The 14,312-nt window shown below is 73.3% G+C and carries 11 protein-coding genes; all 11 read right to left on the minus strand.

All coding sequences use genetic code 11. The annotated features are described in order from the left end of the window. Nucleotides 1-2: 2 nt before the first annotated feature. From ACHUEU_RS04945 to ACHUEU_RS04995, 11 genes are read right to left on the minus strand one after another with little or no spacing between them, the layout of a single operon-like run. Nucleotides 3-1,775, minus strand: a complete 1,773-nt coding sequence (locus ACHUEU_RS04945; protein WP_394214781.1) for a CTP synthase — start codon at nt 1,773-1,775, stop codon at nt 3-5. 11 nt (nt 1,776-1,786) lie between these two features. Then, complete coding sequence (locus ACHUEU_RS04950) at nt 1,787-2,857, minus strand: glycosyltransferase (RefSeq protein ID WP_394214782.1); 1,071 nt, start codon at nt 2,855-2,857, stop codon at nt 1,787-1,789. Next, nucleotides 2,854-4,719 carry a murein biosynthesis integral membrane protein MurJ gene (murJ, locus tag ACHUEU_RS04955; RefSeq protein WP_394214783.1) on the minus strand — a complete coding sequence of 622 codons (1,866 nt, stop codon included), beginning with the start codon at nt 4,717-4,719 and terminating at the stop codon, nt 2,854-2,856. The genes ACHUEU_RS04950 and murJ overlap by 4 nt, the downstream gene beginning before the upstream one ends. Further along, on the minus strand, nt 4,716-5,546 hold the full coding sequence (locus ACHUEU_RS04960; protein WP_394214784.1) for a hypothetical protein: 831 nt from the start codon (nt 5,544-5,546) through the stop codon (nt 4,716-4,718). Before ACHUEU_RS04960 ends, murJ begins: the two co-directional genes overlap by 4 nt. Further along, a complete protein-coding gene (locus ACHUEU_RS04965; RefSeq protein WP_394214785.1) occupies nt 5,543-6,604 on the minus strand; it encodes a copper transporter in 1,062 nt (353 codons plus the stop codon). Before ACHUEU_RS04965 ends, ACHUEU_RS04960 begins: the two co-directional genes overlap by 4 nt. Before the next feature lie 15 nt (nt 6,605-6,619). After that, the gene (gene steA, locus ACHUEU_RS04970) at nt 6,620-7,795 is read right to left on the minus strand and encodes a putative cytokinetic ring protein SteA (protein WP_394214786.1); all 1,176 of its coding nucleotides are present in this window, start codon (nt 7,793-7,795) and stop codon (nt 6,620-6,622) included. Next, nucleotides 7,792-9,540 carry a DNA repair protein RecN gene (gene recN / locus ACHUEU_RS04975; protein WP_394214787.1) on the minus strand — a complete coding sequence of 583 codons (1,749 nt, stop codon included), beginning with the start codon at nt 9,538-9,540 and terminating at the stop codon, nt 7,792-7,794. Before recN ends, steA begins: the two co-directional genes overlap by 4 nt. 15 nt (nt 9,541-9,555) lie before the next feature. After that, nucleotides 9,556-10,500: an NAD kinase gene (locus ACHUEU_RS04980; RefSeq protein WP_394214788.1), complete on the minus strand. Its 945-nt coding sequence runs from the start codon at nt 10,498-10,500 to the stop codon at nt 9,556-9,558. A gap of 5 nt (nt 10,501-10,505) precedes the next feature. Beyond that, nucleotides 10,506-11,351, minus strand: coding sequence for a TlyA family RNA methyltransferase (locus tag ACHUEU_RS04985; protein WP_394214789.1), 846 nt, complete (start codon nt 11,349-11,351; stop codon nt 10,506-10,508). Then, a complete protein-coding gene (locus tag ACHUEU_RS04990) occupies nt 11,348-12,364 on the minus strand; it encodes an HAD-IIA family hydrolase (protein WP_394214790.1) in 1,017 nt (338 codons plus the stop codon). The genes ACHUEU_RS04985 and ACHUEU_RS04990 overlap by 4 nt, the downstream gene beginning before the upstream one ends. After that, nucleotides 12,361-13,227, minus strand: coding sequence for a hypothetical protein (locus tag ACHUEU_RS04995; protein WP_394214791.1), 867 nt, complete (start codon nt 13,225-13,227; stop codon nt 12,361-12,363). Before ACHUEU_RS04995 ends, ACHUEU_RS04990 begins: the two co-directional genes overlap by 4 nt. Between the last annotated feature and the right edge of the window lie 1,085 nt (nt 13,228-14,312).

Genomic DNA, 14,312 nt, shown 5'->3' on the forward strand with positions numbered 1-14,312 from the left:
GCTCACTCCTGTGCGCGCTTCTCGGGCGGGTCGACCTCCAGCAGGCGGGTCGCCTTCTGTCTCTGGACCGCCGCCCCGATCAGCCCGGCGAACAGCGGATGCGCGCGGGTGGGGCGGGACTTCAGCTCGGGATGGGCCTGGGTGCCGACGTAGAAGGGGTGGACCGCGGGATCGAGCTCCACGAACTCCACCAGCGAACGGCCGTCCTCGAGGGCCGAGGTGCCGGAGATCCGCAGTCCGGCCTCCTCGAGCCGGTCGCGGTAGCTGTTGTTGACCTCGTAGCGGTGACGGTGTCGCTCGGAGACCGCGGTGGTGCCGTAGGTCCGGGCCACCAGCGACCCCTCCTCGAGGGTGTGCCGGTACGCGCCCAGGCGCATGGTCCCGCCGAGGTCGCCCCGACCGGAGAGGACCTCCTCCTGCTCCGCCATCGTGGCCACCACCGGATGCTCGGTGTCGGGGTCGAACTCGGTGGAGTGCGCGGAGGGGAGGGCGAGCTCGTAGCGGGCGTGCTCGATCACCATCGACTGCATGCCCAGGCACAGGCCGAGGGTGGGGAGGCCATGGGTGCGGGCGTGGTGCAGGGCCCCGACCTTCCCGTCGACCCCCCGCACCCCGAAACCGCCGGGCACCACGATCGCGTCGGCGTCCTTCAGCTGCTCAGCGGCCCCCTCGGCGCTCGCACACAGATCGGCCTCGACCCAGCGCAGCACCACCTTCGCCCGGTGGTGGAACCCGCCGGCGCGCAGCGCCTCGGTGACCGAGAGGTAGGCATCGGGCAGGTCGACGTACTTGCCCACCAGCGCCACGGTGATCTCGTAGGCGGGCTCGCGGACCCGGCGCAGCAGCTCCTGCCACCGGGTCCAGTCGACGTCGTGGCAGAGCAGGTCCAGGCGTCGGATGGCGTAGGCGTCGAGCCCCTCACCGTGCAGCACCAGCGGGATCTCGTAGATAGACGGTGCGTCCGCGCAGGTGACGACCGCATCGAGGTCGACGTCGCACATCGCGGAGATCTTCGTCTTCACGGAGGCGGGCAGCCCGCGGTCCGCTCGCAGCACGATCGCATCGGGCTGGATGCCGATCGAGCGCAGGGCCGCCACGGAATGCTGGGTGGGCTTGGTCTTCAGCTCCTGCGACGGGCCGATGAAGGGCACCAGCGAGACGTGCACGAAGAACACGTTCTCGCGGCCGATGTCCTGTCGCACCTGGCGGGCGGCCTCGAGGAAGGGCTGGGACTCGATGTCGCCGACGGTCCCGCCGATCTCCGTGATCACCACGTCCACGTCCGCGCGCGCCTGGGAACGCATCGAGTGCTTGATCGAGTCGGTGATGTGGGGGATGACCTGCACCGTGTCGCCGAGGTACTCGCCGCGCCGCTCCTTGGCGATCACGGTGGAGTACACCTGGCCGGTGGTGACGTTCGCCTCGGCGGTGAGGTCCTCGTCGAGGAACCGCTCGTAGTGACCGATGTCCAGGTCGGTCTCGGCGCCGTCCTCGGTGACGAACACCTCACCGTGCTGGAAGGGATTCATCGTGCCGGGATCCACGTTGAGGTACGGGTCGAGCTTCTGCATCGTCACCCGCAGGCCCCGGCTGCGCAGCAGCATCCCCAAGGAGGAGGCCGTCAGCCCCTTCCCGAGGCTGGAGACGACTCCACCGGTGACGAAGATGTGCTTGGTGGTGCCGGACTTCCGGAAGGGCTTGGCCGTGGGGGCCGCCCCGATCCGAGGGATGGGGCCGGTGCCTGACTGGAGGGTGCTCGCGCTGGTATCTGCCACGGACCCCCAGCCTACCAGTGGTGGGGGCCTGCGGCGAGCACCTCGTCGAGCTGGGCGAGCAGGTCCTCAGCGGTGGGCAGGTCCCGGGCCCGACGCCGGGAGGCGGCTTCGGCGGCCTCCCGCGCCGCGGGATCTGCGAGCGCGGTGATCGCTGCCGCGAGCGCAGGGACGTCTCCGACCGGGACCAGTTCGGCGGCCTCCCCGGTGACCCAGCGCGTGCCGCCCGCATCGGTCGCCACGATAGCCCGTCCCGCCCGCAGCGCCTCCTGGAGGGACACCGGCTGTCCCTCCCACTGGGCGGCGGAGACGACCAGGTCGGCAGCGGCGAGCAGCGCGGGCACATCGCTGCGCCGGCCGAGCAGCTCCACCGGGAGGTGCTCGGCGCGGATGCGGGCGGCGAGCGCCTGGTGCAGCGGCCCGTCCCCGGCGATGCGGATCCGCGTCGGTGCGCCGTCCCGCAGCAGCGCGGCGACGTCCAGCAGATCATCCAGCCCCTTCTGCGGCGCCAGGCGGGCGATGACCAGGATCTCCAGCCTCCCGGCCCGTGGGGGGTCATCCCTCCGGGACGGAGCGGCCGGAACGGGCTCCTCCGACGCGTCCGAGCCGCTCCGGTCCCCCGGTGCGACCGGCTCCGGCGCGGGGATGACGGCGTGCCGCACCTCGCGGGCCCCCGCCCGGCGGGCAGCCTCGGCGAGATCCGGGGAGACGGCGAGCACGGTGTCGGCACTGCGGGCCACGATCCGCAGCAGCCCGGCGCCGATGGCGCGCGTCGCACGGGGGCCGACGGTGCGGTTGTGCAGGGTGACCACCAGTCGCCGACCTCGACGGCCCCGGACCGCCAGGGCGGACAGCGCCCCGGCGCGCAGCCCATGGGCGTGGACCGTCACCGGGCTGGGCGAGCCGTCCATCGCCGCCCGGAGCGTGCGCACGGTGCGCAGATCCCCGGCGAGCCGGGGCCGCTCGCCGATCCGCACCTGAGCCTCGGCCACCTCCCGACCGGCGGCGGTGAGCAGGGCCAGCTCGTGGTCGACGTGGGCGGCCAGTCCGCCGCTCGCGGCCGGACGCACCAGCAGGATCCTCATGGCGCGGACCTCGCCACGCCGTGGCGTCCGGCCCGGAACCGGTGCAGCAGACGTCGGGTGGTCTCGGGATCGGCGGCGGCCATCAGCGCCGCCGAGACGAGGGCGGCGAGCAGACCGCAGAGCATGCCGATCAGCACCGTGCGCGCCTCCCCGGCATCCGTGGTCACCAGCCGCCTGCCGAGCAGCAGGCCCGGGACTCCGCCGCCCAGCACCGCGATCGGGACCATCAGCGCGGTCCGACGCACCCGGGCCAGGTGGCCGCCGTGCTCGAGCACGTCGGCGATCCGTGCCAGGCCCATCAGGCCCGCGAGCGCCATGCCGAACGCCATCGCCAGCGCGAAGACGGTCGCCGCCTCCGCCGCGGAGCGCTGCGGGCTCGGCAGGACCACGACCAGGAGCACGACACCGGCGACGATCCAGCCCATCGACCCCACCAGCAGCGCATCCCGGGCACGCAGGGCGGCGGAGAGGATCCGCGTGCACTGGGTCACGACGGCGAAGCCCACCAGCCCCAGGGCGAGGCCGGCGGTGGTGGAGCCGACGCCGGTCGCCCCGGCCCGGTCGATCAGGCGGAAGAACTGCTCGAGGGCGGGGCCTGCCGCGAGCAGCATCGCGGCGCCGACCACCGAGACCGCCATCACCGTGCGCACCGAGGCGGCCGCCACCCGGGCGAAGCCGGAGCGGTCACCGACCAGGCGCAGCTCGGACAGATGCGGGAACACCGAGGTGACCAGCGGCAGCACCAGCACGGCGTAGGGCAGCAGGTACAGGGCCTGTCCGTACTGGAACACGGGCAGGGTGCCCACCCCGCCGGCGCGCATCGCCAGCAGCAGCACCAGCAGCATCACCAGCTGCTGGGCGCCGACGGCCCCCAGCCCGGCGCCCCCGAGCGCGAGGGCGCGTCGGCCGTAGCCCGGCGGCATGGCGAGCGAGGGGCGCAGACGCAGCCCCGACCGCAGGGACATCACCACGACGGGCAGCGCCATGGTGGCGACCCCGGCCGTGGTGCCCCAGCCGAGCCACCACACCGCACCCTGGTCGATGGTGGTGGTGGTCGCCACCGCCGGGACCAGGTGGGCGTAGACCCGATAGGAGATCATCACCGTCACCGAGGACAGCAGCGGCATCATCGCGGGCCAGAGGAATCTCTTGCGGGCCTGCAGGTAGGCGGCCAGCACCACGGAGATCCCGTACAGCGGGAGCTGGAACGCGAAGATCCGCAGCAGGGCGGCCCCGAGCGCCACCGACGATTCCCCGGACCCGTCGGCGGCCAGCAGGAGCTGTGCGAGAGGGTCCGAGTAGACGATCACCACAGCGGCCAGCACTCCGGTGCCCACCAGCGTCCAGGTCAGAAGCGTGGAGACGATGCGGTCGGCGAGAACGGACCCCTCACCGGCGAGGCGCCCCGCCTCCACCGGCTGGTGCGTCCGCGCCGCGGCCTGCGCGCCTGCGGATCGCGGCCTCCGAGTGGTCCTTGCGAGCGCGGCGGTCCCGGTCGCCGCTCTCGCCTCGGTCGCCGCTTGGGGCTCTTTCGCCGAGCTCGCCGAGCTCGCCTCTGTGCCGGCAGGGCCGGTCGAGTCGCCCTCGGGGACCAGTCCTGCGATCAGCGGGACCACCACGGCGGCCAGCACACCGCCGGCGGCGACCTCGAACAGCACGGTGGGCAGCATGTTCGCCGTGGTGTAGGCGGTGCCGACGTCACCGGCGCCGATGCTCGCTCCGAAGACGAGGTAGCGGACGAATCCGAGGAGTCGCGCGAAGACGGTGACCACCAGGATGACGCCGGCTCCCCGCAGCACGGAGCGGGTGATCGAGCTGCGGTGGGGCGGGACGGGACCGGGTCGCGGAGCGGTCGGGCTCATCCGTGCGCCTCCGCTCCGGGGCCGGGCACGGGCGGCTCCTCGGTGCCCCCGGCAGCGACCGGGGCGGGCAGCCGGCCGAGGTGGTCCAGGGCTCGCAGCGGGCCGTTGCGCGCGATGACGGCGCTGAAGCTGACCCGCTCGCTGACCAGGGTCAGCGCGACGACGGCGCCCAGCACGCACAGCCGTGCCGGCACCGGCAGCCGCCGGGTCGCGGCACCGCCCACGGCCGCCCCCAGCACGTTCGCGCCGGCGTCCCCGAGCATGCCCCGCTCGCGCAGGTCGAAGGGCATGGCGAGCAGACCGGGCAGCAGGGCGGCGAGGGCGAGGCCGCGCCCGCCGGCCCCGCGCGGAGCCTCCGGCGCTCCGAGGGCCAGGAGGGCGGCGGCGGGCAGCACCGCCTTCAGCGCCCGGCCGGGGCGCAGGTCCAGGAGATTGGCGAGGTTCGCGGCTCCGGCGATCAGCGCGGCGTCGGCCGCGACCATCGGCCCGCCCCGCGGCGCGGGTGCGGCGAGGGCACCGCCCAGCGCCGCCAACGGGATGCCCAACGCCTTGGCGGCGCCGGTGGTCAGGTGTCCCCTGCGCAGCGCGCCGAGGTGCCCGCGCAGTCCCTTGGAGACGGGGCGGCCGGCCCGCCGCAGGCGCGGCTCCAGCAGATCGTCGATCAGGCCGAGGGTGCCGATGGCGGCGAGGACCGCGGCGTCCGCGGTCCGGCCTCCGCGGAGCGTCAGAGCGGCGACCCCGCCGACCACGAGGGCGCCCTCGGCGAGGCTCACCTCGCGCCCGGCGAAGTTCCGCCGTGCCAGTTCGTCACGCAGCGAGCAGCTCATCCCTCTCCTCCGCCGTCGGACGGGGCCGGGGCGGTGTCCTCATCGCCCAGTCCCTGCTCATCGGCCACGTCCTGGATCTCCTGCGTCTCGGGCAGGGCGGGCAGTCGCTCCTCCGCATCGCTGGTGGTGCCGTAGGCGCCCGACCCGCCCCGGGTCTGTTCGATCAGGGCGAGCACGGCCAGCAGCGGGCCGTCGGGTTCCTGGAGCCGGTCGGTGGTCGAGAGCTCGCTGAAGGCGCGGTCGCCGCGCACCGTGCGCAGGATGCCGGTGGAGGCGTCGTTGCCGGGGGTGGCGGCGGAGACGACCGCGGGCAGGCCGGCCTCGGAGAGCTCGGTGAGCAGATGGGTCTGGGAGGCGAGCAGCGCTTGCGCACGCTCGGTCGCGGCGGCCTCGCCCTCCGTCTCGACGGACAGCTCCTCCGGGGCGGCACCGGTGTAGATCACCGCATCGACCCGGGTGGGGAGGGAGCCGTCGACGACCACCATCTGGTGATCGATCAGCACCTGCCACAGCTGCGAGCGCAGTGCGAACGGGAGGTCCTCGCCGCCGCGGAGCAGGGTCGGGATCAGGCCCGACAGCTGTGCGGCGTCGCCGAGCTCCCCGGCCGGGTCGGCGGTGAGCGCCGCAGGCGCGATGGTCCGGATCTCCTCGACCGCCGCGGCCCGCTCCGCATCGGCGTCCGGGGCCCACAGGCCCGGTTGCAGGCCGATCCGCACCGGTGACTCGACGCCGGCGTCGGTGAGCAGGGTGATGATGCGTTCGATGCCCGGGCGCGTGGACCGGTCGTCGGAGATCACGGCGACCTGCTCCCCGGCGAGAGTGCCTCGGACGAGCTCCGGGCCGAGCTCCGAGATGAAGGTCGCCAGCTGGTCGTTCTTGGCGGAGAGCTCCTCCGCGTTCGCGCGCAGCTGTTCCTGCTCGGTGCGCATCTGCTCGACCTGCCCGGCGAGCTGGTCGCCGAGGTTCTCGCGCAGCGGACCGGCGCCGAGCACGATGCCCACGGCGAGCGCCAGGAACACCGAGATCAGCGAGACGAGGTGATAGCGGAAGTCGATCACGAGGTCGGGTTCCTCCTACGCCCCGGTGACCCGGGGTGAGAACAGCATGGTGAACCAGGACAGGATGCCGTCCAGGCGGGCGCCGAGGATCTGGACCAGCGCCTGCCCGCCGGGGGTCGCCCAGAGCGCGACGGCGAGTGCGGCGAGCCCGGCCAGTGCGAGCAGCACCAGCTGGAACGTCGAGATCCTCTGACGGTACAGGCGGGAGACGCCTTTGGCGTCCACGAGCTTGGAGCCGATCCGCAGGCGGGTGAGGAAGGTGGAGCTCATGCCGGCGCGGCCCTTGTCCAGGAACTCCTCGAGGGTGCCGTGGGTGCCGACGGCGACGATCACGGAGGCGCCCTTCTCATCGGCCAGCAGCATCGCGATGTCCTCGCTGGTGCCGGAGGCGGGGAAGGAGATCGCCTGCTCTGCCAGGCCCAGCTCGGCGAGGCGGTCCATGCCGGGGGCGCGGCCGTCCCGGTAGGCGTGGACGACCAGTTCGGAGCCGCCGCGCAGGGTGCGGTCGGAGACGGAGTCCATGTCACCGATGATCATGTCGGGGTGGAAGCCGGCCTCGATGACCGCATCCGCCCCGCCGTCGACGCCGATGATGATCGGGCGGTTCTCGCGGAGGAAGGGCTTGAGGGTCGCGAGATCCTCCTTGTAGTGGTAGCCACGGACCACGATGAGAACCGGCCGTCCGTCGATGCGGGTGCGCACGTCCGGGGCTCCGATCCCGTCCAGCAGCAGGTCCCGCTCACGGAGCATGTACTCCATGGTGTTCTCGGCGAACAGCTCGAGCTGCTCGGACAGGCCTGCGCGGGCGACCTCGAGCGAGGCGGTCACGCTCGCGTCGTCCTGTCGGATCCCGTGCGCGATCACGCCGCCCTCGAGCAGCACCTCGTTCCCGCGCACCGTGATCGGCTGCCCGTCCCGGAGCTCCTCGAACAGGACGGTGCCCAGGTCGTCGACCAGCACGACCCCCGCATCGATCAGGATCCGCGGCCCAGCGTTCGGATAGCGGCCCGAGGTGGAGGCGGCGACGTTGAGCACGGCGGCGGGCTCCCGCTCGACCAGCGCCTCGGCGGCGACCCGATCGATGTCCTCATGGTCGATGATCGCGATGTCCCCGGGCTGCAGCCGTGTGGTGAGGTCCTTGGTGCGCTTGCCGAGCCGGGCGGTGCCCGAGATCGCGACGCCGCCGGTCATCCTCGCGCTCCCCGTGCGGTGCTCGTCCCGGAGGTGACACCGCTTGCGTCCTCGAGCAGCTCCTCGGCATGGGCCAGCGCCACGTCGGAGGCGTCGTCACCGGCGAGCATCCTCGCCAGCTCCCGGATCCGGGCCGGCCGGTCCAGCGTCTCCACCGTGGAGCTGGTGGTGCCCTCCCGGGAGGACTTCACGATCTGCAGATGGGTGCCGGCGTGGGCGGCGACCTGGGGCAGGTGGGTGACGACGATCACCTGCGCGTGCCGGGCCAGGCGGGCCAGCCGCTGGCCCACCGCGAGCGCGGCCCGGCCCCCGATGCCCGCGTCGATCTCGTCGAAGACGAACACCGGCGCCGCGGAGCGGTCGCTGCGCGAGGAGGACAGCGCGACCTCGAGGGCGAGCATCACGCGGGAGAGCTCACCGCCGGAGGCCGCCTGCGCCACGGGCAGGGGCCGAGCGCCGGGATGCGGGGCGAGCAGGATCGCCACCGAGTCGCGGCCGTGCGAACGATGGCTCTGCCCGGTGACGTCCACGCGGATGTCCGCATCGGGCATCTCGAGGTGGCGCAGCTCCTCCTGGACGGCTGCGGAGAGGGCGCCGGCGGCATCGGTGCGGGCCGCGGTGAGGGCCTCCGCCGCCGCGGTGAGCTCCTGTTCGAGCTCGGTGAGCCGGGCGGCCGTCCCGGCGCGCTCCTGCTCGGCGCCCTCGAAGCGGTCGAGGTCGATGGCCGCGGTGCGGGACGTCGTCAGCAGGGTGGTGATGTCCTCGGCCGGGCCGTCGGCGCCGGGCAGCAGTCCGCCGAGGTCCCGCACCAGCACCGTCAGCTCGTGGAGACGCTCATTGGCCTCCTGGATCCGACCGGGAGAGGCATCGATGTCCTCGGCGTAGCGGGAGATCTCCGCGGCGACGTCCGACAGCTCCAGGCGCACGGAGTCCAGTCGCTCGAGCAGCGGCGCGAGCGTGGGATCGGTGCGCGCCGCCCGGCCCAGCGACTCGGCGGCGATGGCCATCAGCGGCGCGGCCGCCGGGCCGTCCTCGTCCCCGACCAGCGCGAGCGCCGCCTGCCCGGCGGCGCCACGCAGCTCCTCGGCATTGCCGAGGCGGTCGATCTCGGCCCGCAGCGAGGCATCCTCGTCCTCCAGCGGATCAGCCTGCTCGAGTCGTTCGAGGGCCTCCCGCAGCGCGCTGCCGCGGCGGTCGCGCTCGGCGAGCAGGGCATCGAGCTCGGTGAGGCGCTCGGCGAGGAGGGAGCGCTCGCGCCAGATCTCCCGGTGGCGTTCCAGCAGCGGAGCGATCTCCGCGCCGGCGAACCGGTCCAGCGCCTCCCGCTGGGCGTCGAGGTCCCGCAACCGCTGCTGATCGGACTGGCCGTGCACGGTCACCGCGGTGCCCACCAGGCGGGACAGCGTGCCGATCGGGACGGGGACCCCGCCGATCTGCGCGCGGGAGCGGCCGTCGCGGGTGACGCGGCGGACCACCAGCACCTCGCCGTCGTCCTCCTCCGCGCCGAGCTCGTCGAGGGAGTCGGCCAGCTCGGGGTGCCCGGACAGCGAAAGGGTGCCGTCCACGGTGCTGGCGCCGCTGGTGCGTCCCCGATCCAGGCGGCCGCCCAGCAGCATGGTCAGGCCGGTCACGATCATCGTCTTGCCGGCACCGGTCTCCCCCGTCAGGGCGGTGAAGCCGGGCCCGAAATCGAGCATCGCGTCGTCGATCACGCCGATATGGCGGATACGGAGAGTGGACAGCATGGGGCCCTTCCTGCGTCAGCGGCGGCGGGGGCCGCGCCCCCGCCAGCCCACGACCGGCAGCTGGAACTTCTCGACCAGCCGATCCGCGAAGGGGCTCGGGGCCAGTCGGGCCAGGCGCACGGAGCGCGGGGACAGCCGGGCCTCGATGCGCATCCCTGCGGTGATGTGCGCGCTGCGGCGCCCGTCGAGGATGAGGATCGCGTCGTCGCGGTTGTCGAGGGTCATCTCGACCGCCGCCTCGGAGGAGCGGCCGAGCACCAGGGGCCGGGCGAACAGGGCGTGAGCGGCCAGCGGGATCAGCATCATCGCGTCGACCTCGGGCCAGATCACCGGGCCACCGGCGCTGAACGCGTAGGCGGTCGAGCCGGTGGGGGTGGACAGCAGCACGCCGTCGGCGCCGAAGGACGAGACCGGTCGCCCGTCGATCTCGATGGCGACGTTGATCATCTTCTTGCGGTCGGCCTTCTCCAGCGAGGCTTCGTTGAGCGCCCAGTGCCGGGCCACGAGCTCGTCCTCGGCGTCGAGCACCGTGATCTCGAGGGTCGAGCGCTCCTCGACCTCGTAGTCGCCGTCCAGCAGGCGCGAGACGGTGATCGAGAGGTCCTCGACCTCGCTCTCGGCGAGGAAGCCCACGTGACCGAGATTCACCCCGTGGACGGGGACGTCGGCCGCGCGCACCGCTTCGAGCGCGCGCAGGATGGTGCCGTCGCCGCCGAGCACGATGCCCAGCTCGACGAGGTCCGCGGCGGAGACGGCGTCGAGGACGTCGACGGCGCCGTTGGTGAGGAAGGTCAGCAGTTTGGGCGGGGCCATGTCCTCGGGCAGGGCGAGGATCTCGTCGACCTGGTCGTCGACGACGACGGCCCGCACGTTCCGCAGCCGGAGCTCCTCGAGCACGCTGAGCATCGCCTGCAGGGCGGCGCGCCGCCCGGTGTGCACGTACAGGAGGAACCGTCGCATGGTGGTCAGTCCTCCTCGGTGGTGTGCTGGTCACGACGGTGCCGTGGACCGTCCCCGCGCACGGCCGACTCGATCATGTCACAGGCCTCGGCGTCCAGCGCGGAGGTCGCGCCGTGCGGCCGCAGATGGAGGAAGTACTCTCGGTTCCCGTCCTGCCCCGGCAGGGTGCTGGGTCCGACGGCGTGCGTGCGCAGTCCTGCCCGGGCGGCGTCCTCGGCCACGCCGCGCACCGCGCCCGTCCGCGCGGGGATGCCGCTGACCACACCGGACCTCGGCAGCGCGCTGCGCCCCACCTCGAACTGGGGCTTGACCATGAGCAGCAGTTCGCCCTCGACGCGCATCACCCCGGCCAGGGCCGCGATCACGGTCCGCAGGGAGATGAAGGACAGATCCGCGACGAGCAGGTCGACGGTGGTTCCCAGCAGCTCGGGCGTGAGGTCCCGCACGCTGGTGCCGTCCCGGACGGTGACCCGGTGGTCGGCGCGCACGTGCTCGGCGAGCTGGTCGTGACCGATATCGACGGCGATCACCGCGGCGGCGCCGCGGCGCAGCAGCACATCGGAGAACCCGCCGGTGGAGGCGCCGGCGTCCAGACACAGACGGCCGGCGGGATCCAGCGACAGCGCCTCGAGCGCCCCGGCGAGCTTGTGGGCGGCACGGGAGGCGAACTCGACGCCGTCAGGGATGTCGACGACCTCGAGCACGGCATCCGAGGCGATCATCATCGAGGGCTTGGCCCCTGTACGGCCGTCCACCCGGGCGCGGCCCTCGTCGATGATCCGCCGGGCGTGACTGCGGGACCGCGCGAGTCCTGCGGCGAGCAGCGCGACGTCTAGTCGGTCGCCGCTCACCTCTCGGCGGTCGCCTGCGCGGCGAGCGGTTGCGGGTGCAGCTGCCCGGTCCAGGCGGTCTGCGCACTGTGCTCGCGCAGCAGCGCCAGCACGGCGCGCAGCACTCGCGGGTCGTCCTGGTCACCGTGGACCGCGATGTCCCCGTCCCGCCAGACGGCGCTCACGGCACCGCAGCGCGCGCGATCACCGGCGACGACCGGCAGCGGGAACGGAGCGGCGATCCGGGCGAGGTCCGGGAGGATGACGGTGGGCCGACGGATCGGCTCGGCACGGAGCGCGTCCTCGATCCCGTCGACGCCGGTGAGCACGAGCAGGGACGCCATCCCGGCGCGCACCGCGCCTTCGATATCGGTGTCCAGACGGTCCCCGATGATCAGCGGCCTGCGCGCCCCGTGCTCACGGGCCGCCACCTCGAACATGCCCGGTTCGGGTTTGCCGGCCACGGCCGGCTCCACCCCGGTGGCATGGCGCAGCGCCGCGACCATCGCACCGTTGCCCGGAGCGAGTCCCCGCTCGGTGGGCAGGGTGGCGTCGACGTTGGTCGCCATCCAGTAGGCGCCGTGGCGGATCGCGTAGGCACCCTCGGCCAGGCGCCGCCAATCCAGATCGGGGGACCAGCCCTGGACCACGGCCGCGACGTCCTCGGAGTCGGTGTCCACCGGGCTGAGGCCGACCTCGCGCATCTGGGCCGCCAGGCTCGGGCCGCCGACGACGAGCACCTTCGCGCCGACGTCGAGACGGGCGGCGAGCAAACGGGCGGCTACCTGCGGCGAGGTGACGAACTCCGCCGGCCGCGCCGCGATGCCGACGGCGGCCAGATGCTCGGCGGCCTGCTGCGGGGTGCGTGAGGCGTTGTTGGTGGCGAAGACGACGGTGCATCCTGCCGCCCGCGCCGTCTCGACGGCCTCGGCGGCATGCGGGATCGGCTGCGCGCCGTGCATGAGGGTGCCGTCGAGGTCGAAGAGGAGCGCGTCGTGCAGGTCGAGCAGGGACGGATCCGGCCGGCGGATCACGGGTTCTCCCCCGGCTCGTGCTCCGCGGACGGCGTCAGCACGCCCGTCGGTGCATCGGGCTCAGCGGCTGCGGAGTCCTCGGAGGCGTCGGCGTCAGCGACGCCGTCCGCGTCAGCAGCCCCCTCCCCGTCAGCGAGCTCCTCGGCGTCGGCCGTCTCGTCCGCCTCGGCGGGAGTGTCGGCGGGCACGTCGGCGCCCTCCGGGTCCTCGACCTCAGCGATGCCCGAGGTGTCGTCGTCCGCAGAGGGATCGTATGCGTCCAGCACGGAGACCTGCTCGTCATCGGCCCAGGTGGGCTCATCCGCGGGAGCAGGTGCCGGACGGCCGAGCCGCTCGGCGGCATCAGTGAGGCCCTCCGTGTCGGTGTCCGCGGCCAGGGTGATCCACCGCGTGGCCTCCTCCTGACGGCCAGCGCGCTCGAGCAGATCGGCATAGGCCACCCACAGCCGAACCTGCCAGCGACCGTCGACCTTATGGCGCAGGGCCGGGATCTCGAGAGTGCGCAGCGCGGTGCCGATGTCCCCGGTGTCCGCATAGGCGCCCGCCACCACGATCATCAGCTCGATGGCCGCGTCGACACCCAGAGCCGCGGCGTCGTCCGACGCAGCGATGTCGAGGGCCCGCTCCGGCCGACCCAGACCGCGCTCCGAATCGGCGATCATCGGCAGTACGTCGGTGCGTCCGGTGATCCGCACCGAGGTCCGCAGCTCGCGAGAGGCGGTGCGGAAGTCGCCGGCGCGATAGGCGAGGACGCCGTAGGTCTCGCGTACGACGCCGACCCGGCCGCCGAGCCTGGCGGCGAAGCGTGCATGGGCCAGAGCTGTCTCGTTGTCCGAGTCCTCGAGCAGATGCGCGGCGACCATGTGGCGTGCGACCCGTTCAGCGGTCTCCTTGCTCAGACCGAACAGCTCCGAACGCGCGTCCTTGTCGAGTTCGCGTCCGGTGATGCTCTCGGGGATGCGCGGCTCGATGGGTCGATCAGCTCGCTCGTCCTGGCCCGGCCGGCTCTCGCGCCGCTCGAGGCGGACCGGACGGTCCGTCCTGGGTGAGCGGTCGTCACGGTGCGGGCGATCATCACGGCGCGGCCCGGAGCCGCGCCGGGGGCGCTCATCACGGCGGGGGCGCTCATCACGGCCCGGCCGATCCCGGTTCCCCGGGCGCTCGTCTCGACGCGGTCGGTCCCGGCGATCGCCGGCGGAGCGGGACTCATAGGTCTTACGCGGACCGTCCTCACGCGGAGTGCGCTTCTCCCCCGAACGCTCATCGCGACGCCCCCGGGAGTCCGACATCGACCCCTCAGCCCTGCCGCTGCTGCGGTGAGGCCGGGAACCGTCCGCGCCGGAACGGCTGCCGCGGGCGTCCTCGGAGCGCTGCGGACGATTCGACCACCCCTCGCGACGGGGCCCGCCGGCATAGCGCACAGAGCCGCCCGAAGCGCCGCCGGTCCGGTCCGTACGATCAGATCGGGCACCGCGGTTCTCCCCCGGGCCTGCGGATCGGGCCCGGCCGCGGCCGTCCCCCGCCGTGCTGCGCCGCGCGGTCGATGCGCGCGTATCGCGCCGCTGCCCATTCCGGCTCTCGTCGCCGTGGCCGCGGTCGTCCCTGCTGTTGCTGTCCTCAGCCACCCTGGACCGTCCGTCTCTTCGATCGTCTCGCACTATGCCGTTTTCTCCCAGGAGCCTAAGCGACACCGGCAGATTGACCACCGGGTAACAGCGCTATCCGTGACAGCTTTCACCAACTCTCACCAGGCTCCAGGCTGCGGCTCCTCTGTGCCGCACCGTGCCCGCACCGATCCTGTTCTGCGCCCCCCATTCGCGCTTTGCGTGTCCGTGCTGCATGGCCCCGCTGCCCGGACATGTGCGGGCATGAAAAAGGGAGTGGAGGAGGCGAACACCCCGCAGGGGTTCCAGCACTCCTCCACTCCCAGTGAAGATGTCCGGCGGCG

Origin of the sequence: Brachybacterium vulturis, assembly GCF_043641765.1 — a bacterium.
In the GTDB taxonomy this organism is placed as follows: Bacteria; Actinomycetota; Actinomycetes; order Actinomycetales; family Dermabacteraceae; genus Brachybacterium; species Brachybacterium vulturis_A.